The organism is Paenibacillus sp. B01, assembly GCF_009649995.1.
Taxonomy (GTDB): Bacteria; Bacillota; Bacilli; order Paenibacillales; family Paenibacillaceae; genus Paenibacillus_O; species Paenibacillus_O pasadenensis.
On the sequence record NZ_CP045802.1, the window covers coordinates 1,358,434 to 1,382,805 of the forward strand.

A 24,372-nucleotide genomic window follows, 5' to 3' on the forward strand; every position below is an offset into this window, starting at 1 on the left:
ATGAGGGCCCAAGGAGGACCACTATGACCACATCCCGCAAAATCGCCGTCATCCATCGCTTCGGCGACGTCGTGCTCGGCGGCTTCGTCGACTATTCCCGCGTCATCGACCACTCCCGCGACCAGGTCGTCTACTTCGTCAACGCGCGGGGCCGCAAGGACATCGCCGCCGTGGAGCCGCTGGCGGCCGAGGTGCATGAGCTGGCCGAGCTGGAAGCCTACGAGCCGCTGCACGGAGCGTTCGCGGGCGCGTCCGAGCGCCTGGGCGGCTTCGACCTGCTGATCGCGCTGTCGGAGTTCGACCTGAGCCATGCGGCGCGGCTGCGCTCCGAGCTCGGCATTCCCGGCGTCGGCCTGGACCGCATCCCCCTGTACCGCGACAAGATCGTCATGAAGGAGCGGCTGCGGCGCGACGGCATCCGCGTGCCGCGCTTCCTCGACGGAGCGGACGAGGACGCGGCGGTCGCGTTCGCCCGCGAGGCCGGGTACCCGGTCATCGTCAAGCCGCGCCGCGGCGCGGCGAGCCAGGGCGTGAGGCGCGCCGAGGACGAGCGGCAGCTGCGCGAGGCGCTGCGCTCCGTGCACGAGGCGGGCACGGCCGGGGACTGCCAGGTGGAGGAGTTCGTCGCCGGGCCGATTTTCCATATCGACGGTCTGGTCAAGGACGGCGAGCTGGCGTTCTACGCCCCGTCGCAGTATGTCGGGGGCTGCCTCGGCTTCGCCGAGGGACGGCCCAACGGCTCGTTCATCGTCACCGACCGGCAGGAGCTGCGGGACCGCCTGCAAGGCTTCACGGAGGAGGTGCTGCGCTCGCTCGAGCTGACGGACGGCTGCTTCCATCTGGAGGTGATCGACCGCGACGGCCGCGAGGCGGTATTCCTGGAGATCGGGGCGCGCATGGGCGGGGCGGAGACGCCGTTCCTGACCGTCGATCTGTACGGCGTCAACCTGTGCGAGGAATGGATCCGCATCGAGCTCGGCACGTTCGAGCCGCTGCAGGCTCCGCAGGAGGGCGTGCACGGCGGGCTGATCCAGTTCCCCGAGCCTCCCGGCACGCCGGCCGAGGTCGTCTCGGTCTCCTCGCTGCTCGGCGTCGTGCCGGAGATCTACGACGAGTGGACGCCGCAGCCGGGCGAGATTCTCGACGGCAAGGGCTCCTACTACCATATCAGCGGCCGCTACCGCCTGCGCGGCGAGAGCGAGGCGGCGGTCGAGAAGGCGATCCTGCGGGCGATGGGGCTGTTCCGCATCGAGGCGCGGCCGCTGGCGGCCGTGGAGGGCTAGGACGGATGGAAAGGTCGAGGAAGAAGCTGCTCGTCGTCGCCGATCTAGGGGGCTCGCCGCCGGACCTCCGGACGCTCGCGGAGCTGGCGGACGTCTACGTGTACATCCCGCGCCCGAGCGCGGTCACGGCCCGCTACATGGAGGACATCGGGCGCTGCGCGCATGGCGTGCTCAAGGAGCGCACCGCCTGTCCTCCCGGCGGCTACGAGCATCCGGCCAGCGTCACGTTCACCGGTGCCCGCCCGTATACGCTGACGGAGGAGCAGCTGGCGGACCGGATCGCCGAGGCCGCGGTCCTGTTCGGCGCGGACGGCATCCTGTTCGGCGGCGCGGAAAATATCGTGCTGTCCGTCGCCAAGGCGGCGGAGCGGCTCGGCTTGCGCTCGGCCGGCGTTCAAGGCGCGGTGCAGGCGCGCGGCAAGCTGGAGATGCGCCGGGCGTTCCGCGCCGGCGGAGCGCCCGGCCCGGACTTCCGGCCGATCTACGGCGCGGACGATCTGGCCGTCGCGGCGAGCGAGCTCGGCTATCCGCTCGTGCTCAAGCCGACCTATCTGGCCTGCTCGATCGGCGTCACGCGGCTCGACGGAAGCCGCGATCCGGCGGAGGTGTTCCGCGAGGTGCAGGCGAGCCTCGGCAGCTCGGAGGAGGACCGGCTGCTGTTCGGCGGCGAGTGCCTGTTCCTCGCCGAGACGTACATGCAAGGCTGCGCCGAGGACTGGTACGGCGAACTGGCCCCGCTGTACGGCGACTACGTCTCCGTGGAGGGCATGATGGTGGGCGGCGTCTACCATCCGGTGGCGATCACGGACAAGGCGCCGCAGCACAGCGAGTTCACGGAGACGGCGCATCTCGTGCCGTCCGCGCTCGATGCCGAGGCGCAGCAGGTCATCGTGGAGGCGTGCCGGCTCGCCAACGAGGCGCTCGGCCTGCGCACCTGCCCGACCCACACCGAGGTCAAGCTGCTGAAAGGGCGCCGCGTCGGCATCATCGAGACGGCCGCCCGGTTCGGCGGCTGGAGCATCGTGCCGCAGCTGCGCGACGTGTACGGCATCGACATGACGCGCGCCTGGGCGCTCGCCGTGCTGTACGGCTCGGCGGAAGGCCTGCCGCCGTCGGCGCTGCGGGAAGCGGCGTCCGCCCGCTGCAACATGCGCCTTTACCTGGAGGACGACGCGCGCACGCGGGTCGGCGGGACGTACGTCTACGCCGGCTATGAGCGGGAGGGACTGCTGCCCGACGGCGTCCGGCTCGCGGCGGAGCAGGAGCTGCCTGCCGGGAGCGTCGTGCGGCGCGTCGCGGGGCAGAATGCGATGAGCTTCGTCTCGACGCTGCAGCTCGAGGCGGACCGGCCGCAGGCGCTCGCGGCCGCCGTGCGCCGCATCCGCTCCGCCGTGCGGCTGCGGCTGGCGGCCGCCGACGGGGCGGCCGGGCTGGACGCGGCGGCAGCGCCGGCCGGATTGGCGCCGGCCGAAGCGCCGGCCGGAGCGCGGCCAGGCCAGGCAGCGGAAGGCGAGCCGGTTCGCGACGGGCAGCCGCTGCAGGAGTCGTTTTCATTCTAGGCCGTGTCTGCAGTCCGGTTCTCCAATCGGTTGTCATGAAATGGACAGAGAGAACGGCGTTATGCGTCATGGGGTCTTCCGGAATGGCTGCGCGAGAGAGCCGAAAGGGCCTTGGTTTGGTTCGCATATATCTGACGCGCTAGCTCGATCAGGGAGCGAAAGGACCTTGGCTCTTGAAGCGGTTGATCCCAACCCTAGCGCTAGTCGAAAATAAGGCGGAGCGCTTTCAGCAGCGGCTCCAGTCGCCCGCCAGGCAGCAGTCGCCGAAGCGGCACCATCCCAAAATGGATCCCTCGCCGCAACCAAAATGGATCCCTCGCCGCAACTTAGGAAGCTTACGACGAATGAGCTCGTTAGAAGGCTGAAATCGGGATGCTAGTCGAGCTAACGACGTGTGGCGAGCTTAGCCGTAAAAAAGTCTGAAAAAACGAGCTGAATGGGGGCGTTGCAGACGTGTAAGCGTCTGACGCGTCGTTAGCTGGTCATGAACGCGAAAAAAGGGCCTCTAAGCGTACCAGGAGTCGTAAGCGTAAAGCGGACTCATCGCGTGAACAGCAATCGGTTGCTTAAACTGTCGTCCGGCATCTGCGTGATGCTTATACCCGCAAGAGTTTTGAGCTGCTTGCAGTTGACTTCAGTGGTCCTGACCCCCTTGCCGTCGGCCTAACCGCATCAAGAACTGGAGCTTGCTACGCAAACGAGACGAAGCCGGATTGAACCGGCTTCGTCTCGTTTGCTTTTTACGAAGAAAATGGGACCTCGCGAGTCCGAGTCATCCTCCAGTTGTCTAGACGCCTTCAGGATGGAGTTCGTCCGGAAAATCTGCAGATGATGAAGGAGTTCCTTAACCGTCTTAGGCAGTTCCGGCGAGGCTCGTATAGGCTCAAGCTGCCCTGATGGAAGCATGCGGCGGGGGCGCGATTTCGTTCAAGGCCCCATAGCAATGAGTGAGCAGGGGGCAAAAACGCGAAACGGGGCAAGGCTCGCTCGTATCATCTTCATCCATGCATGGAGAACGAGATGGTCCTGAAGGGCCGCTACTCGCTTTTGCCGAGGCCGGACAACCAGCTCGACAGGACGCGGATCTCATCGGCCGTCAGCCGCTCGCCGAAGGCGGGCATGGAATCGCCGCCTTGCTCGATCTGGCGCTGAATCTCCGGCTCGGACAGCCGGGCTCCGACGTCATGGAGATCGGTGTCCGGCCCCATGCGCCCTTTCAGATCGGTGCCGTGGCAGCTGATGCAGCTCTGCTTGTACAGCTTGACCGCCTGCTCGGGACCTTCGATAGCCGTTGCCCCGCGCTCTCCGCCGCTTCCGCAGCCTGCGAGCAGCGCGAGGAGCAGCGCGGCAGAAGCCGTTTTCAAGGCTGCTTTCATGAAGATGGAAGCCCCTTCCTTCGTTTAGAATGATTTCAATTTTAGAGTATATTTCGTATAATACCCGAAACGGGATTTTTGCATGGTCCCATTCCAAACCTGCGGACAGGGAGCTGAGCGGATGAATCGGAATGAATCGGTTATCATCAGGCACCGGCTGAGGCAGCTGCATGCCACGTTTTCGATGGCATCGGCCAGCGAGCTGCAGCCGGGGAAGCATGGGGAGCTGCTGCTTCACGACCAGCATTGCCTCGTCCTGCCCGTTACGGGACGCTGCGAGATCGAGATGGAGGGCAAAAGCACGCATGTCGCCGAAGCCGGCGGCCTGTACTATTTTCGCGAAGGCATCCAGACGAGCTGCGCCGTGCTGGACGGAGAGCCGTTCCGATTCTACTGGATCTCCTTCCATCTCGATGCCGGCAGCACGGAGTTCATCCGCCTGCTGAAGCTGCCGCTCCGCTCTCGGGTCGACGATCCGGAGCGGGTCAAGACGCTGTTCCGGCAGCTGGCCGACAGCCGGAGCCGAAGGACGCTCTCCGACGAGCTCAAGGCGAGGGCGGTCGTCATGGAGCTGGTCGCCTTTTTCCTGGAGGAGGGCCTGCGCTCAGGCGAGATGCTGTCCGAGCATCCGGAGCTGCAGCTGCTGTCCGGAGTGCTGAGCTATATCGACGAGCATCTGATGGATGCCCTCACGGTGGAGGAGCTGGCGAAGCTGGCCTATCTCCATCCCAACTACTTTATCACTTATTTCCGCAGCCTGACAGGGCTGACGCCGATCCAATACGTCAACCAGAGGAAGATCGAATACGCCCGGGAGCTGCTCGACAGCGGCGAGCTGCCGGTGCAGGAGGCGGCGCGCGCGATCGGCTTGAACAATCCTTATTTTTCCCGCCTGTTCAAGCAGCAGATCGGCCTCTCGCCGAGGCGCTACCGCCAGCTGATGGCCGAGCGCAGGGAGCATCTGGAGCAGCAGGAGAAGCAGCAGCCCGCCTTGCCCGAAGCCGGACCTTGGCTGGAGGAGTTCGCCTGGCTGGACGAGCCCCAGGCGTGTCCGCCTTCCATCGCGCGCAAGATCGTCAGCCTGGCCTAGAAGGAGAACGACATGAACCCAACCACCAAGACGGATACGCCGGAAACGTACTTCAGCCGCGAGCTGCTGGCCTGGTACCGAACCAGCAAGCGGACGCTGCCCTGGAGGCGCGACCGGGACCCCTACCGGGTCTGGGTATCCGAGATCATGCTGCAGCAGACGCGAGTCGATACCGTCATTCCTTATTACGAGCGCTTCATGGGCCGCTTCCCGACGCTGGAGGCGCTGGCCGAGGCGCCTGAAGCCGACGTGCTCAAGCACTGGGAGGGCCTCGGCTACTATTCGCGCGCCCGCAACCTGCAGGCCGGAGCGCGCGAGGTCAAGGAGCGGCACGGAGGACGGGTGCCGGACGACAAGGAGGCCGTATCGGCGCTCAAAGGAGTCGGCCCGTACACGGCCGGAGCGATCATGAGCATCGCGTTCAACCGGCCGGAGCCGGCCGTCGACGGCAACGTGATGCGCGTCCTGTCGCGCTACTTCAACCGCGACGAGGACATCGCCAAGCCGTCCACCCGCATCGGCATGGAAAAGCTCGCCGCCTCGCTCATCCCCGAGGGAGCGGCGGGCGACTTCAACCAGGCGCTCATGGAGCTCGGAGCGCTCGTCTGCACGCCGCGCACGCCGGGCTGCCTGACCTGTCCGGTCATGGCGCTCTGCGCGGGACGGCTCGCCGGACGCGAGACGGAGCTGCCCGTCAAGGCCAAAGCGAAGCCGCCCAAGCCGCAGCTGCGCCTCGCCGCGGTCATCGAGGGCTCCGGGGCGCATGCCGGCAAGGTGCTCATCCGGCAGCGGCCGGACAGCGGGCTGCTCGCGAGCCTGTGGGAGCTGCCGCATGTGCTGCTGGACGAGCCTGCCGCCAAGCCGCGCGGCCGCGCGGCGAAGCTGGCCGCCGCGGCGCAGCCGCCGGTGGAGCGGCAGGCCGCGGATGCCGCCGAGCTGCTGCGCCGGCTGGAGGAGGAGGCGGGACTGCGCGTCGTCGCCCGACGCTGGCAGGCGACGGAGGAGCATACGTTCAGCCACCTGCACTGGCTGATGCGCGTGTATGCGGCGGAGCTTGACCTCGGCGCATACTCCGAGCGCCGAGCGGCAGCGCGGCTGCGCTTGCCGGCTGCCGGCGGCGGAGCGGCTGCCCTCGGCGCGGCGAGCATCGCGGCCGAGGGCGAGACGGCTGCCGCCCTCTATGAAGCGGCAGCCGCCGACGCGGAGCCGCAGCTGCCCGCAGGCTACGTCTGGATCGGCCGGGGGCAGATGCGGGAGTTTGCTTTTCCGAACCTGTTCGCCAAGATTCTGTACGACTACTGGGACTCGATCGGGGAAGAGGAGGACGAAGGATGAGCCTGCTGCTGGATACGCTGAAAAGGGAAAAGATCGTCGCGATCTTCCGCGGCATCGGACGGGAGGAGGCCGACGGGGCGGCTCGCGCGCTTGCGGCCGGGGGCATCCGCTTGATGGAAGTGACGCTCAACACGGAGGGGGCGCTGCCGATCCTCGCCCGCTGGCGGGAGCGGCTGGACGGACAGGCGCATGTCGGCGCGGGGACCGTGCTCGACGAGCGGATGGCGCGCGAGGCGGTGGCGGCCGGGGCCGAGTTCCTCATCTCCCCGAATCTCGACGAAGCGGTCGTCGAGTACGGCGCGAGCCGCGGCGTCTCCGTCTGGCCGGGCGTCATGACGCCGACGGAAATCGTCCGCGCCTGGAAGGCCGGCGCCGAGGCGGTCAAGATCTTTCCGATGGGCTCGCTCGGGCACCGCTACCTGCAGGAGCTGAAGGCGCCGCTGGATCATATCCCGATGATGGCGACCGGCGGCGTCGACCTGGACAATATCGGCGACTACCTGCGTGCGGGAGCGGACGCCGTCGGACTCGGCAGCAAGCTCGTCCAGCTCCAGCTGGCCCGCGAAGGGCGGTTCGAGGAGATGGAGCGCCGCGCCGCCGAGTTCGTCGCGGCCGTACGCGCGGCGGAGCCGCAAGCTTAGGACGGCCGCGCGGCTTGGCCGCGGCCGGTTGGATGGAGCATGCGGGCGCAAGATGCGATGTCCTTATGGATACGCCGCGGCCGGATCGGCAAAGCCTGCTCGTCTTCGCCCTATAGGGCTAGACAGTCCGGGGAGGCCTGGCTCAAGGCGGGCGAGCTGGGCGTGCAGCATGCGACGACGGGGTCGAAACTGCCTTCTTGACGCGTGCTGTGCGTGCGGTCCAGCGATGAAAGCACAAACGATGGTCACGCAAAAAAGCCTTGCCCGTTCAACGGGCAAGGCTTTTTTGCAACGGTGCAGCTCCGAACCGTATCGCCAGCGCAGCCGCCGCGTGCTCTACGCCGTATCGCCGGCGCAGCCGCCGCGTGCTCTGCATCGGACCGCCAGAGCTCAGCCGCACGCGCTTCGCCGGGCCGTCAGCGCTCCAGCCGCACGCTCCGCAGCCGGACGCGGCTATGCGGCAAGGAAGGGATGTCGCCGAGGCTGAAGCTCAGATCCTGCTCCGGCAGCTCGTAGGCAAGCCGGTTCGCGAGGAAATCGAGGCTTTCCTTCATGATCTCGAGCGTGATCCACTCGCCTGCGCAGCGGTGGCCGGCATCGTGGCCGCCCCCGCCCTGGGGAACGAACTTGAACGGACTGCCCTGCCATCCGGCGAAGCGCTCCGGCTGGAACGACTCCGGATCGGACCACAGCGCCGGATGGCGGTTCGTGGCGTAAAGGTCAAGCATGACGAGCTGTCCGGCTTCCAGCTGGAAGCCGGCCCATTCGGCAGGTTCTCCGGCGCGCGCTGCGGCCACCGGGAAAAACGGATAGAAGCGCCGGACCTCCTGCACGAACCGCTGGAGCCGCTCCTCGCGCTTCCCGGGCATCGATTCCGCAGCCGATCCGCGAGGGCCGCCGTGGTCAGGCATCGATTCCGCAGCCAATCCGCGAGGGCCGCCGACCTCCGCGATCGATTCCGGCTCTTGGCCCTGCCGCTCCTCCTCCTCCCGCGCCAATCGGGCGGCTTCCTCCGGGTGATGGATGACGGCATGCGCGGTAAAAGCGACATAGACCGCGACGGCGACGATCGGCCGCAGGATGTTGAGCAACTCGACGGCGGCGATCCGCGCCGGCAGCGGCTGGCCCTGCAGATCGCGATGCAGCGCGATCGTCCGCAGCGCGGAGCCTTCGCGCGCATCCAGCCTGCCCTCGCGCACGTCCTCGATCAGGGCGGCGAACCGCTTCTCGCCTTGGCGGCGGCTCCGGCGGCCCTTGACGTAGGCGAGGCCGAGCGAGGCCGGAGCCTCGTACATCGCGCCGAGCGTCTCGGCGAGCCGCGGAGCGTCCTCGGAGTCGACCGGCACGCCGGCCCAGGCGCAGGCGGCGCGGGCCAGCAGCAGCTTGGCCTCCTCGTACAGCTCGATCTCCCCGCGTCCCTCCCAGCGGCCTGCGGCCAGCATCCACTCGCGGGAGACGATCTCCCGCATCTCGCGCAGCGCCCCGCGATTCATGAGCGACATGAACATCGCCTTGCGATGGCGATGCTCGGCTCCGTCGAGCGACTGCACGCCCTGCTCGCCGGTCAGCGTCTTCTGCACGCGCTTCGGCATGGCGCCGCTGCGGACGAGCTTGCCGCTGTCGTAAAAGAAGCGCGCCGCCTCTTCGCCGCGCAGGACGAGCGCCTTTTCTCCCAGCAGCCTCGTCTCGAACGCATCCGACTGGAAGGCGTCCGCCCGATTCTGGCCGAAGCGGTAGCCCTCTCTCAGCAGGGCGAGCGTGTGGTCCAGTCCTTCCTCCCGCGCAAGCGGCTTGGCGTTGTCCATGGCGATTCCTCCTCTGGTGCTCCTTACCCGCAAGGGCCTCCTTGCAAGCATCGGCAAGCGCGCGCGGAAGCATACGCCGCCCGGGCGCAGACGAGCGGTTGACATCGCTTCCAACGGCCCGATACAATCGTGCAGAAGGCGAAGGAAGGAGAGGCGCGCATGACATTTCCATCCCAGCCCGTGCTGCCGGCCGCACGGAGCATGAAGCAGCTGGAGCGGCTGCTCCGCTCGTCCTACACGCATCTCATCCTGCTGGACAGCCACGTCAGCCGGCTGAAGCCCGCCGCCGATCTCGCCGCCGCGCACGGCAAGCGGCTGTTCATCCATGCCGACCTGATCGAGGGGCTCAAGAACGACGAGGCGGCGGCCGAGTTCCTCTGCCAGACGATCCGTCCCGCCGGCCTGCTGTCGACGCGGGCGAGCGTCATCGCCAAGACGAAGCAGAACGGCTTGCTGGCGATCCAGAGGATCTTCCTGCTCGACAGCGGCGCTTTGGAAAAAAGCTACGCGCTGCTGGCCCGCTCGCAGCCGGACTGCATCGAGGTGCTGCCGGGCATCCTGCCCGGCCTCATCGCCGAGGTGCGCGAGCGGACCGGACTGCCGGTGCTTGCGGGCGGGCTCGTCCGCACGGCCACTGAGGTCGAGGCGGCGCTGGCGGCCGGCGCCTCGGCGGTGACGACCTCGCGCGAGCCGCTCTGGAAGCAGTTCGAGGCATCATCCAACCCCTAGGAGGAGATCCACCGTGAGCGATACCTACATCCTGTCCATCGACCAGGGCACGACGAGCAGCCGCGCGGTCATCATCGGCCGCGGCGGCGAGTTCGTCGCGTCCGCGCAGGAGGAGATCCGCCAGCACTATCCGCAGCCGGGCTGGGTCGAGCATGACGCCAGCGAGATCTGGGTGTCGGTGCTCGGCGTCATCGCCGCGGCGCTGTCCAAGGCGCAGCTGCGCCCGGATCAGATCGGGGCGATCGGCATCACCAACCAGCGCGAGACGGCCGTCGTCTGGGACCGGGCGACGGGCTATCCGATCCATCGCGCGATCGTCTGGCAGTCGCGCCAGACGGCGGGCATCTGCCAGGAGCTGCGCGAGGCGGGGCACGAGGATGCGTTCCGCAGCAAGACCGGCTTGCTGCTCGACCCTTATTTTTCCGGCACCAAGATCAAGTGGATCCTCGACCATGTGGAAGGCTCGCGGGAGCGGGCGGAGCGCGGCGAGCTGCTGTTCGGCACGATCGACGCCTGGCTCGTCTGGAAGCTGACGGGAGGAGCGGTGCACGCGACCGACTACACCAACGCCTCGCGCACGCTGCTGTTCAACATCCATGAGCTGAAGTGGGACGCGGAGCTGCTCGGCATCCTCGGCGTGCCGGAGGCGATGCTGCCGGAGGCGCGGCCGTCCTCGGGCAGCTTCGGCGAGACGAGCGAGGCGCATTTCTTCGGCTGCCGCATCCCGATCTGCGGCGTCGCGGGCGACCAGCAGGCGGCGCTGTTCGGGCAGGCCTGCTTCGAGGAAGGCATGGCCAAGAACACGTACGGCACCGGCTGCTTCATGCTGATGAACACCGGGTCCAGGGCGATCGCCTCGGCGCATGGCTTGCTGACGACGCTCGCCTGCAGCGCGGACGGCGGCCCGGCGCAGTACGCGCTCGAGGGAAGCGTGTTCGTCGCCGGCTCGGCCGTGCAATGGCTGCGCGACGGCATGCGCATGCTCAAGGCCGCCAAGGACAGCGAGCTGTACGCGATGCGCGTCGACTCGACCAAGGGCGTCTACGTCGTGCCGGCGTTCGTCGGGCTCGGCACGCCGTACTGGGACAGCGAGACGCGCGGAGCGGTATTCGGGCTGACGAGCGGCGCGGAGAAGGAGCATTTCGTACGGGCCGTGCTGGAGTCGCTCGCCTACCAGACCCGCGACGTGCTCGCCGTCATGGAGGAGGACTCCGGCATGCGGCTGAGCTCGCTTCGCGTCGACGGAGGCGTCGTCAAGAACGGCTTCCTCATGCAGTTCCAGAGCGACATCCTCGGCGTGCCGGTCGAGCGGCCCGAGATCAACGAGACGACCGTGCTCGGAGCGGCCTATCTGGCCGGTCTCGCCTCGGGCTACTGGCAGGATCTCGAGGAGCTCAGAGCGATCTGGAGCATGGAGCGGCGCTTCCGCCCCGCCATGGAGCCAGGCCGCCGCGAGGAGCTGTACGCAGGCTGGAAAAAAGCGGTCGCTGCCGCGAGGGCTTTTCAATAGCGCCATCATCTGGTACGCTTGTAGCAACAAGTTGATACGCTCGGCGCTGAGAACGGGAGAACGCCGCAAGGACCGGACCGCCTGCAGGAATGCAGGCCGGCCGCGGTTCCTTGCGGCGTTTTTTCATGCCTGGGGACGGGGAGCGGGGCTCTCGGGGGCAAAGCGGCGGCGGGCGGGAAAGCGAGGACGGACAGATGGAGAGAAACGGATCGGAAGGGCAAAGGGGAACGGCAAGGGAGCAAGGAACGGCGGCGGGAGGCCGCGCGCCGGCATTCTCCGCGCTGGAGCGGGAGCGGCTGCTGTCGCGGCTGCAGGACGAGACCTGGGACCTGCTCGTCATCGGCGGCGGCATCACGGGGGCCGGCATCGCGCTCGATGCCGCGTCGCGGGGGCTCAAGACGGCGCTCGTGGAGATGCAGGACTTCGCCGCCGGCACGTCGAGCCGCTCGACGAAGCTCGTGCACGGCGGGCTCCGCTATCTCAAGCAGCTGGAGGTGCGGATGGTCGCCGAGGTCGGGCGCGAGCGGGCGATCGTGTACGAGAACGGCCCGCATGTGACCGTGCCGGAGCGCATGCTGCTGCCGATCTACCGGGGCGGCACGTTCGGCCGCTGGTCGACCTCGCTCGGCCTCGCGCTGTACGACCGGCTCGCCGGCGTCAAGCTGCGGGAGCGGCGGCGTATGCTCGGCGCGGAGGCGACGGCGGAGCTGGAGCCGCTGCTGCGGCGGGACGGACTGCTCGGCGGAGGCAGCTATGTCGAGTACCGCACCGACGACGCACGGCTGACGATCGAGGTCGCCAAAAAGGCGGCGGAGCTCGGCGCCTGCGCCGTCAACTACGTCAAGGCCGAGGGGCTGCTGTACGACGGCGGCGTTGACGGCATCGGCGCTGAAGGCAGCGGAGCGCGGCCATCCGGCGCCGCTGCGTCCAGAAGCGGCTCGGCATCCGCGGGCTCGGCGGCCCGGGGCCGGCTGAGCGGCATCCGCGCGGTCGACCGGCTCGGCGGCGGCGCCTTCGACGTGCGCGCACGCGTCATCGTGAACGCCGCCGGACCTTGGGTGGACGGCATCCGCGAGCTGGACGGCTCGCGGCAGGGCAAGACGCTGCGGCTGACCAAGGGCGTGCATCTCGTCTTCGACGGCGCGCGCTTCCCGCTGCGCCAGGCGGTCTATTTCGACACGCCGGACGGCCGCATGATGTTCGCGATTCCGCGCGACGGCAAGACGTACGTCGGCACGACCGACACGGACTACGAGGGCGATCCGATCCATCCCCGCATGACGGAGGAGGACCGGCGCTACATCGTCGACGCGGCGGCGGCGATGTTCCCGGAGCTGCGGCTGACGGCGGCCGACGTCGAGTCCAGCTGGGCGGGGCTGCGGCCGCTGATCTTCGAGGAAGGCAAAAATCCGTCCGAGATCTCGCGGCGCGACGAGATCTTCCGCTCCGACTCGGGACTGCTCACGATCGCGGGCGGCAAGCTGACCGGCTACCGCAAGATGGCGGAGACGGTGACGGACCTCGTCGTCCGCGAGCTGGAGCGCGCCGGGCGCGGCCCGTTCGGCCGCAGCCGCACGCGCACGCTGCCCGTCTCCGGCGGCGACGTCGGCGGCTCGGCCGGACTGCCGGCCGCGGTGGAGGCGGCCGCGGCGCGCGGCATGTCGCTCGGCCTCGCCGAGGAGGACGCGCGGCGCATCGCCGCCCGCTACGGCAGCAACGCCGCCGCGGTGCTGGCGGAGCTGCCGGACGAGGCGTCCGCGAGCGCAGCCGGGCTGCCGCGCGCGCTGATGGCCGAGCTGCGCTATGCGCTGCGCAGCGAGATGGCGGCGCGGCCGGCGGACTTCCTCGTCCGCCGCACCGGCCTCTCGCTGTTCGACCGGGCGGCGGCGCTCCGCTGGCGCGAGCCGGTACTGCGCTTCATGGCGCGCGAGCTTGGCTGGACGGACGAGCAGCTGCGCGCCGGCGCGGCCGACCTCGACCGGGAGCTGGAGAACGCGATCGAGCCCGGACGCTGACCGCCGCCGCTCCGAGGCGGCGCTCCGCAACAGAGCGTTATTTTTTCCGCAACCGCAGCCGACTGCCGCATGCTCGGCCCCGCTATGCTTGGGAGGAAAGCGATCAAGCGATTCGAACCATCCCAGGAGGGCTGACCTATGTTGAACGTTGCGATCATCGGCGCCGGCGCGATCTCCGCCGCGCATATCGAAGGCTATCTGCGCTTCCCGGAGCGCTGCCGCATCGTCGCGATCTGCGATCTCTATCCCGAGAAGGCGCAAGCCCGAGCCGACCGGTACGGCCTCGACGCAAAAGTCGTCTCCGACTGGCGCGAGCTGGGCGGCATGCACCTCGATCTCGTCTCCGTCTGCACGCCGCCGTACACGCATGCCGAGACTGCGATCCACTTCCTGCGCGCGGGCAGCGACGTCCTGATCGAGAAGCCGATGGCCGCTTCCCTCGAGGAATGCGACCGGATCGCGGACGCGGCGCGGCAAGCGGGACGCCTCGTTTCCGTCGTCGCGCAGAACCGGTTCCGCGATCCGATGATGAAGCTGAAGTCCGTTCTGGACAGCGGCCTCGCCGGCCGGATCCTGCACGCCCAGGCGGATTCCTATTGGTGGCGGGGGCATAGCTATTACGATCTGTGGTGGCGCGGGACATGGGAAAAGGAAGGCGGCGGGCCGACGCTCAACCATGCCGTCCACCATATCGACGCGCTGCTCTGGATGCGCGGCCGCCCGAGCGAGGTGATGGCGTTCATGGGCAACGTCGCCCATGACAATGCCGAGGTCGAGGATCTGTCGATCGCGATGCTCCGCTATCCCGACGGCACGCTCGGCCAGATCGCCAGCTCGGTCGTCCATCACGGGGAGGAGCAGCAGCTCGTGTTCCAGGGAACGAACGCCCGCGTCTCCGCGCCGTGGAAGGCCGTCGCCTCGACCTCTCGCGCGAATGGCTTTCCCGAGCCGAACCGCGAGCTCGAGGAGAAGCTGTGCCGCCATTACGAAAGCCTGCCGAGCCTCGCCCATGAAGGCCATGCGGGCCAGATCGACGACGTGCTGAGCGCGATCGAGGCCGGCGTGCAGCCGCTTGTCGGGGCGGAGGACGGCCGGGCGGCGCTGGAGCTGATCACGGCCATCTACAAGTCGGCCGCTACCGGCGAGGCCGCGCGGCTGCCGCTGCAGCCGGACGATCCGTTCTATACGCGGGAAGGCGTCTTGCGCCATGCGCCTCGTTTTCACGAGAAGAAAAGCTCCGTCGAGAACTTCGCGGACATCGGCATTACGACCGGCAGTCCGCTCGAGCCGAAGAACGGGCCGTAAGGCTGCCTTGCGCCCGCACAGACCGCAGCCCCCAGGCCACAGCCCCCAGCCCCCAGATCGCCAAGCGCCCCCCTCTTCCCGGCAGGCGAGGGCAGCATTCCTCCATGCCGCGCAGCAAGCCCGGCCTCCGCTTCATGCGGGGGCCGGGCTTGTTCGTCTTTTGGGCCGGGCAAGGCGGCTGCGGCTAGCGGGAGGCGCGCAAGCGGTACTGATGCGGCGTCGCGCCCATGCGGGACTTGAACAGCTTGCAGAAATAGGAGGCGTTCGTAAACCCGACCTCCTCCGCAACGAGCGCGACCGGCTTGCCCGTCGACGTGAGCAGCTTGACCGCCTGGTGCATCCGCCTCGTCGTCATGTACTCGGTGATGCTGATGCCGACCGCCTCCTTGAACAGATGGGACAGATGATGGGGAGACAGATGAAGGTCGCGGGCCAGCTCCTCGAGCTGGAACCGCTCGGCATAGCGCTGCTCGATCCAGTCGAGGACGCGCTCGGCATGGTGCTGGCTGCGGGAAGGCAGCGGAGCGGCCGGAGCGGCTTCTTGCCGCCAGGCCTCCTTCAGGACGCGGAACAGCTGCACGAGAAAAAGCGAGATCTCCTCGAGCTGCTCGGCTTCCGTCAGGCGATCGAGCCTGCACCGCATGTCGCGGAACAGCTCCGCCAATCCCGCTTCCTCGGCTCCATATAGGCAGGGCGACGGCAGCCGGCTGTTGGACAACGCGCCGTAAAACGCATGCAGGGCGGGCCACGGCTCGAAATAAGCCTCGAACAGCGTCGGCTCGAATATCGCCAGCGAGCGCTCGAACCGTCCGCCGTCCCCGTGCTCCAGCTTCAGATGATGGAGCTGGTAGGGCTGGAACACGCACACCATGCCGGGACGGATCGCGTAGCTGACGTTGCCGACGATCAGCGTTCCCCATCCCTCGTGGACGAGCAGCACCTCCATGCCCCGATGCGAGTGGAACGTCTCCGTATGCGGATAGCCGGAGCTGACGCGGCGATAGGCGAAGTAAAGCGGCGACTCGTTCAAGCCGGTGCCTTCCTCATAGGGCATGAAGCGTCCTCCCTTCGGGCGGCCGCTGCCGATGCGGCCTTGCTCTCCTCATGATAGCGAGCCGTCCGAAGGGAGGCAAGGGCGGGGTCGGCTTCAGTACACGCTTGCCTTCACGCTCGTCTGCTTGATGCCGTTCGCGTTGTTCAAGCCATACACGACCGTATTGCCCCAGTCGGTCAGGCCGCCGCCTGCGCTATGGGCGAGATCGAGGTAGGCGTAGCTCGAGCCGTTGCCGTGCCAGGACCAGGCCGTCCAGCCGACCTTCTTTTGCTGCGCGTAGCTGAGGATGGTCGGCTCGTCCACGTCGCCGTTCGTATGGTACTGGCCGAATTCGCCGATCGTCAGGCACAGCCCCTTGTTCAGCACGTTGTCGATGTTCGTCTTAATCGTCTGCGCGTTGCCGCCGGCATACTCGTACATATGGATGGAGAACATCGTGTTGCGCTGCGGATCGGCGGCGAGCACGCTTTGGCCGTAATCGCGGATGGAATCCGGATACTGGCCCCAGCCCGCGCTGTCGACCATGAGCGTATGGGTCAGTCCGGCGTTCCGCAGCTTGGGGATGGCGGCTTTGTAGCCGTTGGCCCAGCCGCTGCCGTTCCAGGTGCCGTACCACTCGTTGGCGATGTTGAGGATGACGTATTTCTCCTGCCCGATCAGCGCGTTCTTGATCTCGATCCAGTAATTCACCGCCTTGTCCAGCTCGGCGGCGCTGTCGCTGCCGGTCGCGTCATGCACCTCCAGGACGGCGACCATCTTATGCTGCTTGAGCAGCGATAGGATGGCGCTTACATTTTGGGCGGTGTCCTTGGTGTACTGGCTGCCGTTGGAAAGGACGACGCGCACCGTATTGGCGCCGGTCGCGGCGATCGCCGGGATAGCCGTGTTCAAGTCGTTCTTGAACCACGTATGGGCATAGTTCACGCCGCGCATGACGAACGGCTTGCCGTTCGCGTCGTACAGCGTCGTGCCGCTGACATAAAATCCGGAGGCGGCATGGGCGGTGCGCTCCAGGCCCGGCATCGCGGCGAGGAGCGTCCATGCGGTCATCAAGGCGAGCAGCATCTTAAGCGCTTTCATCTTGTTCATCTTCAATTCTCTCCTTTGCTGGGGGGATAGGTAGAGGATAGCACGCCCAGAAAAAGATAAAGATGGAATCCGTTTGGATTTCTTGTCTTTGCTTATGGTGTTTGTTTGGCGGCGGTTTGCTTTGCAGGCCAAGGCGTCCCCGCTCCAAAAAAAAGCGGCCCGCGCGAGGCGCGGGCCTAGAGAGAATATATGAATAAGGGGGGTCTGCCTCTACTATAAAGCCGTTAAATGAAGGCTAGCTGAAGGAAAGATTACAAACAGATTACAAGATTGTAAAAAGCTTTCATAGCGAGCCGCCATGCCCGCTGGATGCCGGCAAAAGTCCGTCAGCTGCCGCGGCTCCATGCCGCAGGCGCCGAATGCGGCTCGCCTTTCCGCCCCCTTGCGTCCCGCGAGCGCCTGCTCCTATAATGAGTCACGGCTTCACCCTCGAGCCCAAGCCACTTCACGAAAGGGAGATCCGCTATGAGAACGCGGCTGCGCAACGCCAATACGCTGCGGAACCAGATTCTCGCCGTCTGCGTGCTCGTTATGGCGCTCGTGCTGCTGTTCGTCGGCTTCTATACGTACAGCCGGGTATCGACGGTCATCACAAGCAACGCGGAGCGCCAGCTGCAGCAGACGGCGATCGAGGCGATCGGCCGCTTGGAAACGCTTTACCGCCAGGTGGACATGCTGTCCAGCCAGGTGATGACCGCTTCCGAGGTGCAGCAGCTGCTGCTGCAGGAGTCCCGCGGCCGCCGCTCGACGCTCGGCCAGCGGCAGTCGCTGCTGCAGAGCGTGCGCACGCTGCAGGTGTATTCCGACGGCATCGCTTCGTTCGACCTGTTCACCCGCGACTACCGCAGCCTGTCGCCGCTCGACGAGAGCCGGCTGACCGACCGGCTGCAGCCGGAGCAGATCGCCCTCGCCGATCGCGGCAGCGGCCGGCTGGCGTGGATCGGCGAGGATCCGAAGGACCCGGCGTACTTCCTCGCCGTCCGCAGCGTGCGGCTGATGGACCATTCGTTCGAGAGCGCGGGCTATCTGCTCGTCCGCATCGAGCGCAGCACCTTCGACCTCGGCGCCGACGAGGCGCAGGAGCGCCGCGAGTTCATGACGCTGCTCGACGGCGAAGGCCGCGTCATCACATCCGATTACGGCGGCTCGGCGGAGGCGCTGCCGGACTCGGCCGACCATAATCTGGACATCGGCGGGGAGCCCTATCTGCAGGTGCGCCAGACGTCCCAGCTGACGGGCTGGAAGCTCGTCATCCTGGCGCCGGTGAAAAGCCTCACGGAAGGCATCGGAGCGCTGCGAACCGCCATCGTCGCGGCGGGCGCGGTCGGCTTCCTCATCTGCCTCGTCTGCTCCTTTTTCCTGAGCGCGATGATCACGAGGCCGATCCTGCGGCTCATCAAGACGATGCGCGGAGCGCGCCTCGGAGAGCTGCGGCCGAGCCCGGAAGTCCACTCGACCGTCGAGATCAACGAGCTGACCAAGACGTACAACCAGCTCGTCGGGCATATGAACGACCTGATCCAGGTCATCTACGAGAAGGAGCTCATCCGCAGCCGCACCGAGCTCAAGGCGCTGCAGGCGCAGATCGATCCCCACTTCCTGTACAACACGCTCGAGGCGCTGTTCTGGGCGCTGCAGGACAAGGAAGAGGAGGAGCTCGCCAATCTCGTCGTCGCCATGTCGGACCTGTTCCGCTACACGATCGGCAGCGAGCACGGCAGCGAGTGGGTGACGCTGCGCGAGGAGCTTGACCATGCGGAGCGCTACATGCAGCTGATGAAGCTGCGGTTCGGCGACCGCCTCGAGTGGAGCCTTTCGGCGCCGCCGGACAGCCTCGAGCTGCGCATGCCGAAGCTGCTGCTGCAGCCGCTCGTCGAGAACGCGATCCTGCACGGCGTCGGCGCCAAAAAAGGGCCGGGCTCCGTCTCGCTGCGGGTCGAGCCGGCGGGCGAGCCGGACCTGTGGTCGGTCGCCGTCGAGGACGACGGTCCGGGCATGGACGCGGAGCTCGTCCAGGCGCTGAGCGACTCGCTCGGCGCAGGCGGCCCGGCGGACGGAGCCGGAAAAGGCAAGGGCAAGGGCAGCGGCATGGCGCTCGCCAACGTGAGCAAGCGGCTGCAGCTTTATTACAAGGATCGGCCGGCGGGCGGACTGCGCATCGAGAGCAGGCCCGGCGAAGGCACGACGGTCGGATTCGACATACCGGGAGGGACTGCATGAAAAACCGGCTGACCGTGCTCATCGTCGACGATGAGCCGAGAACGAGGCAAGGACTGGCCAAGACGCTGGAGGGCTGGGCGGAGGGGCGCTTCGACATCCTCTCCGCCGAGAACGGGGACGAGGCGCTGGAGCTGGCGGCGGAGCGGCCGATCCATCTGCTGCTGACCGACATCCGGATGCCGGAGATGAACGGGCTCGAGCTGATCCGCGCGATCAAGGAGCGGGGCAGCGATCCGGTATCGGTGCTGCTGTCGGGGTATTCCGAGTTCGACTACGCGCAGGAGGGCATCCGGCTCGGCGTCGTCAACTATCTGCTCAAGCCGGTGACGCGCGCGAAGCTGCTGGAGGCGGCCGAGCAGGCGCTCGAGATCGCGCTCGAGCGCCGCCGGCTCGGCGCGATGGAGCGGATCGTCGACCTCGGCCTCGCGGAGCTGAAGGAGGAGGACCGGCTCGTGCCGCAGCCGGTGCAGGACGCGATCCGCTTCATCGAGGACAACGTGCGGACGCCGCTCACCTTGCGCGAGGTCGCCGAGCATGTGCATCTGAACCCGAGCTACTTCAGCTCGCTGTTTAAGGACAAGACCGGCATGACGTTCAGCCAGTTCGTCGCCCGCAGCAAGCTGCAGGCGGCCAAGAAGCTGCTCTACTCGACCGGCCTGCCGGTCGGAGAGATCGCCGAGCAGGTCGGCTACCAGACGGCCAAGTATTTCATCACCCTGTTCAAGGATTACGAGGGCATGACGCCGAGCCAGTACCGCCGCAGCCTCTCCGACAGCAAGGAGACCTGAAAATATCGGACTTTTCCCTAATCGCCGTTACCTTATTTCAAACCGGGTAAACCGCTATCATTGGAAATGTAACCGCTATCCAAGAGCGATGAAGGGGAGGAACCACCACCATGGCAAAAAAATCGACCTCCGTGCTGGGCGCGGCCGCGCTGGCGTCCCTGCTGGCGCTGACCGCCTGCGGCGGCAACGGCGGCAGCGGCGGCAACGGCGGCAACTCGGCTGGCGGCGAAGCCGCGAACGCCGGAGCAGGCTCGGGCTCGGCCGAGAAGATCACGATCAAGATGATGCATCTGTGGCCGGCCGGCAGCTCCAAGCAGCAGAACATGATCGTGAACGACATCATTTCCCAATATCAGGCCGACAACCCGAACGTGACGATCAAGCAGGAGATTCTGGAGAACGAGCAGTACAAGAACAAGCTCAAGGTGCTGTCGGCCTCCAACGACCTGCCGGATGTCGGCATGACGTGGGCGGCGGGGTTCCTGACTCCTTATGTCAAAGGCAATCTGTTCGCGCCGCTCGACGACACGCTGGCCGGCGGCCTGAAGGACTCGTTCGTCTCCGGCACGACCGAGGCGTACGCGGTGGACGGCAAGACGTACGCGCTGCCGCTTGAGCTGAACATCACGCCGGTCTACTACAACAAGGCGATCTTCAGCAAATACAACCTCGAAGTGCCGCAGACGTACGCCGACTTCCAGAAGGCGGTCGACACGCTGCAGCAGAACGGCGTCGCGCCGATCGCGCTCGGCAACAAGGACCGCTGGACCGGCTCGCTCTGGTACATGTACCTGGCCGACCGGCTCGGCGGGGCGGAGACGCTCAAGAAGGCGATCGACCGCTCCGGCTCGTTCGAGGATCCGAGCCTCGTGCAGGCGGCGGACGAGGTGCGCAAGCTCGTCGACGGCAACGCCTTCAACAAGGGCTTCAACGGCCTGTCCAACGACGAGGGCAAGGCCGAGTTCCTGAGCGGCAAGGCGGCCATGTACCTGATGGGCACCTGGGAGCTGCCGAACTTCACGACGAACGAGTCCATCCCGCAGGAGTTCCGCGACCAGGTCGGCTTCTTCAAGTTCCCAACGATCGAGGGCGGCAAGGGCGACATCGACAGCTGGGTCGGCGGACCGGGCGTAGGGCTGTTCGTCGCCGAGAACTCCAAGGTCAAGGAAGAGTCCAAGAAGTTCGTCAAGTTCTTCGTCGAGAAATGGGGCGAGCAGTCGGTCACCAAGGCGGGCGTCATCCCGGCGACCAAGGTCGACACGTCCAAGGTCGATCTGCCGCAGATGTATATCGACATCCTGAACGAGCTCGGCAAAGCCAGCAACATCACGCTGTTCGCGGACGTGCAGATGAGCCCGGCCGTCGCGCAGGTCCACCTGAACATGATCCAGGCGCTGTTCGGCAAGGAAGTGACGCCGGAGGACTTCGCCAAGCAGCATGAAGAGGCGCTGAAGCAGGACGCAGGCTGATTCCGCAGCCGCGCGGCCTCCGAGGAGGACCTGTCCCGCGAGGCGGGCGCAGGTCCTCCTCTTCGCTTGCCGCCGCACCGCCTGCCCGAACCTGCGAAGGAGCGTGAACAAGCATGGATAAAGTGATGTCCAACAAGAAGATGATTGCCCTCTACGTACTGCCGGCGCTGCTGCTCGTGCTCGTCCTGATCTACGTGCCGATCGTGCTCACCGGCTACTACGGCTTGATGAAATGGGACGGCATCGGCGAGATGGCGTTCACCGGGCTCGACCAGTACGCGAAGCTCGTCCGCGACGCGGCGTTCTGGGACAGCGCCGGCCACTCGCTGCTGCTGGCGGCGTTCTCCGCGCTCAGCCTGCTCGGCTATCTGGCGGTGGCGCTCGTGCTCGCCGGCGAGATCAAGGGCGCGAACCTGCTGCGCAAGCTGTACCTGATCCCGATGCTGCTGAGCTCGGTCGCGATCGCCCAGCTGTGGGCCAAGATCTATCACCCGACGAACGGCATCCTCAACACGCTGCTCGGCGCGGTCGGCCTGCCCGACACGGTCGAGTGGCTGTCCGACACGAGCCTCGTGCTGCTGTCGATCTTCATCCCGATCATCTGGCAGTACGCCGGCTTCTACATCCTGATCTACTACGCGGCGCTCAAGAACATCCCGTCCTCGCTCGTCGAGGCGGCGCGGATCGACGGCGCGAGCCCGCTGCAGATCGCGCTGCGCGTCAAGCTGCCGCTCATCGCCGGCGTCGCCAAGATGACCGTCGTGCTGGCGGTCGTCGGCTCGCTCAAGTACTTCGACCTGATCTACGTCATGACCGGGGGCGGGCCGAACGGAGCGAGCGAGGTCATGGCGTCCTACATGTACAAGCAGGCGTTCAGCAGCTACGACTTCGGCTACGGAAGCGCGATCGGATTTTTCCTGCTGCTCATCTGCCTCGTCGTCACCTGGCTGATCCGCAAGCTCACCTCGTCCGAAGAGGTCCAATACTCGTAAGCGAAAGGAGCCAACCGACATGTCGCAACGACTCGCCGCGGCTCGCGCAGAAGCCGGTCCTGCCGGGCGCTCTGCCGCCAGCCCGGTCCTGAAGACGCTCCTGTACGCCGCATTGGCCCTCATCGCCGTCGCGCAGGTGTTCCCGCTGCTCTGGCTCGCCGTCTTTTCCCTCAAGGACACGCAGGAGATCTTCACGAAGTCTCCGCTCTCGCTGCCGGCCAGCCCCAAGTGGGAGAACTACGAGAAGGTATGGACCGAGGGCAACATCGGCCAGTACTTCTTCAACAGCGTCTGGTATACCGTCGCCGCCGTCGCCGCGACCGTGCTGCTCGCGAGCCTCGTCACATTCGCGCTGACGCGCATGAAGTGGGGCTGGAAAAAGCCCGTGCTCGGTCTGTTCATGGTCGGCATCATGATTCCGATCCACTCGACGCTCATCCCGCTGTTTCAGATGTTCATGAAGGCGGGCCTGACCGACCATCCGCTCTCGATCATCCTGGCGTACACCGCGTTCAACCTGCCGCTGACGATCATGATCCTGCTCGGCTTCTACGAGACGCTGCCGCGCGAGGTCGAGGAGGCGGCCGTCATGGACGGCTGCTCCGTCAACCGCATCTTCTTCCAGATCGTGCTGCCGATGACGGCATCCGTGCTGGCGACGACGGTCATCATCAACATGATCTACAACTGGAACGAGTTCGTCTTCGTCAACACGTTCATCAGCAGCGACACGCTCAAGACGCTGACCGTCGGCATCCAGAACTTCATCGGCCAGTACTCGGCCGACTGGGGCGCGATCGGCGCCACGCTCATGATCAGCATCCTGCCGATCCTGATCGCCTTCTTCGCGCTCAGCAACCAGATCGTCGAGGGCATGACGGCGGGCTCGGTGAAGGGTTGATCCGCATGAGCCCGCACCTGAGCCTGCCCCTGCCCCTGCGACTTGCGACTCCAGAAAGGATGGTACGATGACCGCCAAACCGAGCTTCAACCAGCCGCTCGTCACCCATATCTACACCGCCGATCCGTCGGCCCATGTGTTCGAAGGCAAGCTGTACGTCTATCCGTCCCATGACCTCGACCACGAGCGCGTGTCCAACGACAACGGCGACCAGTACGACATGGAGGACTACCATGTGCTGTCGATGGACGCCGCGGACGCGCCTTGCGTCGACCACGGCCAAGCGCTGCATGTGCGCGACGTGCCGTGGGCGTCCCGCCAGATGTGGGCGCCGGACGCCGCCTGCAAGGACGGCAAGTATTATCTGTTCTTCCCGGCGCGGGACGAGGACGGCATCTTCCGCATCGGCGCCGCCGTCGGCGAGCGGCCGGAGGGTCCGTTCCGGGCCGAGCCGAGCTGGATCGACGGCACGTTCAGCATCGACCCGGCGGCGTTCGTCGACGACGACGGCCGCGCCTATTTGATCTTCGGCGGCCTGTGGGGCGGACAGCTGGAAAAATGGCAGGCCGGTGCGTTCGATCCGGACGCCGCAGGGCCGACCGGGGACGAGCCGGCGCTCGGACCTCGCGCCGCCGAGCTGGCGGACGACATGCTGTCGCTGAGGAGCGCACCTGCGGAGCTGTCAATCGTGGACGCAGACGGCCGGCCGATCGCGGCCGGCGACGAGGAGCGCCGCTATTTCGAGGGACCGTGGATGCACAAGCATCAGGGGCGCTACTACCTGTCGTACTCGACCGGCACGACGCACAAGATCGTGTACGCGACGAGCGACGATCCGCTCGGCCCGTTCGTCTACCAGGGGACGATCCTCGAGCCGGTCGTCGGCTGGACGACCCACCACTCGATCGTGGAGTGGGACGGCAAGTGGTATCTGTTCTACCACGACAGCTCGCTCTCCGGCGGCGCCGACAACAAGCGCTGCGTCAAGTTCACGGAGCTGTTTTATGAAGAGGACGGCCGGATCCGCACCATCCGGCCATATGAATGACGGCAATCCAATAGGGCTGTCCCGCACGTCGAGCCATCGACGAGCGGGGCGGCCCTTTTCCTTTGCCATCGGATTTTGCGTCGATCCGAATTCGGATTTAACAAAACGAAACAGTTGAATTAATTTGAAGGCGTTGATACGATGGAGGAACAGGTTTGCTTTT

Annotated in this window: 19 protein-coding genes; 15 read left to right on the forward strand and 4 right to left on the reverse strand. The window is 66.5% G+C overall.

Features of this window, described 5'->3' with window-relative positions; all coding sequences use genetic code 11:
- Window positions 1–23: 23 nt before the first annotated feature.
- Entirely contained in the window at window positions 24–1,283 is a 1,260-nt protein-coding gene (locus tag GE073_RS05950; protein ID WP_153783023.1) for an ATP-grasp domain-containing protein, read from the forward strand.
- A 5-nt stretch (window positions 1,284–1,288) separates the two neighbouring features.
- Window positions 1,289–2,842, forward strand: a complete 1,554-nt coding sequence (locus tag GE073_RS05955; RefSeq protein WP_153783024.1) for an ATP-grasp domain-containing protein — start codon at window positions 1,289–1,291, stop codon at window positions 2,840–2,842.
- A 1,037-nt stretch (window positions 2,843–3,879) separates the two neighbouring features.
- Here the strand turns inward: GE073_RS05955 and GE073_RS05960 are convergent.
- Complete coding sequence (locus tag GE073_RS05960) at window positions 3,880–4,218, reverse strand: c-type cytochrome (RefSeq protein WP_153783025.1); 339 nt, start codon at window positions 4,216–4,218, stop codon at window positions 3,880–3,882.
- Window positions 4,219–4,339: 121 nt separating this feature from the next.
- On the opposite strand from GE073_RS05960, the gene GE073_RS05965 reads away from it, so the two are divergent.
- Genes GE073_RS05965 through GE073_RS05975 form a run of 3 tightly spaced genes read left to right on the forward strand, consistent with a single transcriptional unit; the run spans window position 4,340 to window position 7,284 of the window.
- Entirely contained in the window at window positions 4,340–5,308 is a 969-nt protein-coding gene (locus GE073_RS05965) for a helix-turn-helix transcriptional regulator (RefSeq protein WP_228551313.1), read from the forward strand.
- A 12-nt stretch (window positions 5,309–5,320) separates the two neighbouring features.
- On the forward strand, window positions 5,321–6,643 hold the full coding sequence (mutY, locus tag GE073_RS05970; protein ID WP_153783027.1) for an A/G-specific adenine glycosylase: 1,323 nt from the start codon (window positions 5,321–5,323) through the stop codon (window positions 6,641–6,643).
- The gene (locus GE073_RS05975) at window positions 6,640–7,284 is read left to right on the forward strand and encodes a bifunctional 4-hydroxy-2-oxoglutarate aldolase/2-dehydro-3-deoxy-phosphogluconate aldolase (protein ID WP_153783028.1); all 645 of its coding nucleotides are present in this window, start codon (window positions 6,640–6,642) and stop codon (window positions 7,282–7,284) included. The genes mutY and GE073_RS05975 overlap by 4 nt, the downstream gene beginning before the upstream one ends.
- Window positions 7,285–7,700: 416 nt before the next feature.
- Here the strand turns inward: GE073_RS05975 and GE073_RS05980 are convergent, their stop codons facing one another.
- Window positions 7,701–9,089 carry a cytochrome P450 gene (locus GE073_RS05980; RefSeq protein WP_228551315.1) on the reverse strand — a complete coding sequence of 463 codons (1,389 nt, stop codon included), beginning with the start codon at window positions 9,087–9,089 and terminating at the stop codon, window positions 7,701–7,703.
- Between the two features lie 159 nt (window positions 9,090–9,248).
- Here GE073_RS05980 and GE073_RS05985 point away from each other — a divergent pair, with 159 nt between their 5' ends.
- The 4 genes from GE073_RS05985 (at window position 9,249) to GE073_RS06000 (ending at window position 14,648) form a co-directional block, all read left to right on the forward strand.
- Window positions 9,249–9,818 carry a glycerol-3-phosphate responsive antiterminator gene (locus tag GE073_RS05985; RefSeq protein ID WP_153783029.1) on the forward strand — a complete coding sequence of 190 codons (570 nt, stop codon included), beginning with the start codon at window positions 9,249–9,251 and terminating at the stop codon, window positions 9,816–9,818.
- Between the two features lie 13 nt (window positions 9,819–9,831).
- The gene (gene glpK, locus GE073_RS05990) at window positions 9,832–11,328 is read left to right on the forward strand and encodes a glycerol kinase GlpK (RefSeq protein WP_153783030.1); all 1,497 of its coding nucleotides are present in this window, start codon (window positions 9,832–9,834) and stop codon (window positions 11,326–11,328) included.
- A 194-nt stretch (window positions 11,329–11,522) separates the two neighbouring features.
- Window positions 11,523–13,343, forward strand: coding sequence for a glycerol-3-phosphate dehydrogenase/oxidase (locus tag GE073_RS05995; RefSeq protein ID WP_153783031.1), 1,821 nt, complete (start codon window positions 11,523–11,525; stop codon window positions 13,341–13,343).
- 138 nt (window positions 13,344–13,481) lie between these two features.
- Complete coding sequence (locus tag GE073_RS06000) at window positions 13,482–14,648, forward strand: Gfo/Idh/MocA family protein (protein WP_153783032.1); 1,167 nt, start codon at window positions 13,482–13,484, stop codon at window positions 14,646–14,648.
- 184 nt (window positions 14,649–14,832) lie between these two features.
- Here GE073_RS06000 and GE073_RS06005 read toward each other — a convergent pair whose 3' ends face one another.
- Complete coding sequence (locus GE073_RS06005; protein ID WP_153783033.1) at window positions 14,833–15,702, reverse strand: AraC family transcriptional regulator; 870 nt, start codon at window positions 15,700–15,702, stop codon at window positions 14,833–14,835.
- A gap of 93 nt (window positions 15,703–15,795) precedes the next feature.
- A complete protein-coding gene (locus GE073_RS06010) occupies window positions 15,796–16,782 on the reverse strand; it encodes a glycoside hydrolase family 5 protein (protein ID WP_028597898.1) in 987 nt (328 codons plus the stop codon).
- Window positions 16,783–17,256: 474 nt separating this feature from the next.
- Between GE073_RS06010 and GE073_RS06015 the strand changes: the two genes are divergently transcribed.
- From GE073_RS06015 to GE073_RS06040, 6 genes are all read left to right on the forward strand, one after another.
- Window positions 17,257–19,011, forward strand: a complete 1,755-nt coding sequence (locus GE073_RS06015) for a cache domain-containing sensor histidine kinase (RefSeq protein ID WP_153783034.1) — start codon at window positions 17,257–17,259, stop codon at window positions 19,009–19,011.
- Window positions 19,008–19,799 carry a response regulator transcription factor gene (locus tag GE073_RS06020; protein ID WP_153783035.1) on the forward strand — a complete coding sequence of 264 codons (792 nt, stop codon included), beginning with the start codon at window positions 19,008–19,010 and terminating at the stop codon, window positions 19,797–19,799. The genes GE073_RS06015 and GE073_RS06020 overlap by 4 nt, the downstream gene beginning before the upstream one ends.
- A gap of 110 nt (window positions 19,800–19,909) precedes the next feature.
- On the forward strand, window positions 19,910–21,268 hold the full coding sequence (locus GE073_RS06025) for an extracellular solute-binding protein (protein ID WP_153783036.1): 1,359 nt from the start codon (window positions 19,910–19,912) through the stop codon (window positions 21,266–21,268).
- A 113-nt stretch (window positions 21,269–21,381) separates the two neighbouring features.
- Window positions 21,382–22,260 carry a carbohydrate ABC transporter permease gene (locus GE073_RS06030; RefSeq protein ID WP_101808674.1) on the forward strand — a complete coding sequence of 293 codons (879 nt, stop codon included), beginning with the start codon at window positions 21,382–21,384 and terminating at the stop codon, window positions 22,258–22,260.
- Between the two features lie 19 nt (window positions 22,261–22,279).
- Window positions 22,280–23,161 (forward strand): carbohydrate ABC transporter permease, encoded by an 882-nt coding sequence (locus GE073_RS06035; RefSeq protein ID WP_028597903.1) that lies wholly within the window; start codon window positions 22,280–22,282, stop codon window positions 23,159–23,161.
- Window positions 23,162–23,228: 67 nt separating this feature from the next.
- Window positions 23,229–24,209 carry a glycoside hydrolase family 43 protein gene (locus GE073_RS06040; RefSeq protein WP_153783037.1) on the forward strand — a complete coding sequence of 327 codons (981 nt, stop codon included), beginning with the start codon at window positions 23,229–23,231 and terminating at the stop codon, window positions 24,207–24,209.
- Window positions 24,210–24,372: the final 163 nt, after the last annotated feature.

What these genes read in the sequence shown, in the direction of transcription:
- GE073_RS06030 (WP_101808674.1), top strand. Translation starts at nt 21,382, where the DNA reads ATGGATAAAGTGATGTCCAACAAGAAGATGATTGCCCTCTACGTACTG.
- GE073_RS06040 (WP_153783037.1), top strand. Translation starts at nt 23,229, where the DNA reads ATGACCGCCAAACCGAGCTTCAACCAGCCGCTCGTCACCCATATCTAC.
- GE073_RS06025 (WP_153783036.1), top strand. Translation starts at nt 19,910, where the DNA reads ATGGCAAAAAAATCGACCTCCGTGCTGGGCGCGGCCGCGCTGGCGTCC.
- GE073_RS06015 (WP_153783034.1), top strand. Translation starts at nt 17,257, where the DNA reads ATGAGAACGCGGCTGCGCAACGCCAATACGCTGCGGAACCAGATTCTC.
- GE073_RS05965 (WP_228551313.1), top strand. Translation starts at nt 4,340, where the DNA reads ATGAATCGGAATGAATCGGTTATCATCAGGCACCGGCTGAGGCAGCTG.
- GE073_RS05975 (WP_153783028.1), top strand. Translation starts at nt 6,640, where the DNA reads ATGAGCCTGCTGCTGGATACGCTGAAAAGGGAAAAGATCGTCGCGATC.
- GE073_RS06005 (WP_153783033.1), bottom strand. Translation starts at nt 15,702, where the DNA reads ATGCCCTATGAGGAAGGCACCGGCTTGAACGAGTCGCCGCTTTACTTC.
- GE073_RS05955 (WP_153783024.1), top strand. Translation starts at nt 1,289, where the DNA reads ATGGAAAGGTCGAGGAAGAAGCTGCTCGTCGTCGCCGATCTAGGGGGC.
- GE073_RS05960 (WP_153783025.1), bottom strand. Translation starts at nt 4,218, where the DNA reads ATGAAAGCAGCCTTGAAAACGGCTTCTGCCGCGCTGCTCCTCGCGCTG.
- GE073_RS05995 (WP_153783031.1), top strand. Translation starts at nt 11,523, where the DNA reads ATGGAGAGAAACGGATCGGAAGGGCAAAGGGGAACGGCAAGGGAGCAA.
- GE073_RS05980 (WP_228551315.1), bottom strand. Translation starts at nt 9,089, where the DNA reads ATGGACAACGCCAAGCCGCTTGCGCGGGAGGAAGGACTGGACCACACG.
- GE073_RS06020 (WP_153783035.1), top strand. Translation starts at nt 19,008, where the DNA reads ATGAAAAACCGGCTGACCGTGCTCATCGTCGACGATGAGCCGAGAACG.
- GE073_RS06000 (WP_153783032.1), top strand. Translation starts at nt 13,482, where the DNA reads ATGTTGAACGTTGCGATCATCGGCGCCGGCGCGATCTCCGCCGCGCAT.
- GE073_RS05950 (WP_153783023.1), top strand. Translation starts at nt 24, where the DNA reads ATGACCACATCCCGCAAAATCGCCGTCATCCATCGCTTCGGCGACGTC.
- GE073_RS06035 (WP_028597903.1), top strand. Translation starts at nt 22,280, where the DNA reads ATGTCGCAACGACTCGCCGCGGCTCGCGCAGAAGCCGGTCCTGCCGGG.
- GE073_RS06010 (WP_028597898.1), bottom strand. Translation starts at nt 16,782, where the DNA reads ATGAAAGCGCTTAAGATGCTGCTCGCCTTGATGACCGCATGGACGCTC.
- GE073_RS05985 (WP_153783029.1), top strand. Translation starts at nt 9,249, where the DNA reads ATGACATTTCCATCCCAGCCCGTGCTGCCGGCCGCACGGAGCATGAAG.
- mutY (WP_153783027.1), top strand. Translation starts at nt 5,321, where the DNA reads ATGAACCCAACCACCAAGACGGATACGCCGGAAACGTACTTCAGCCGC.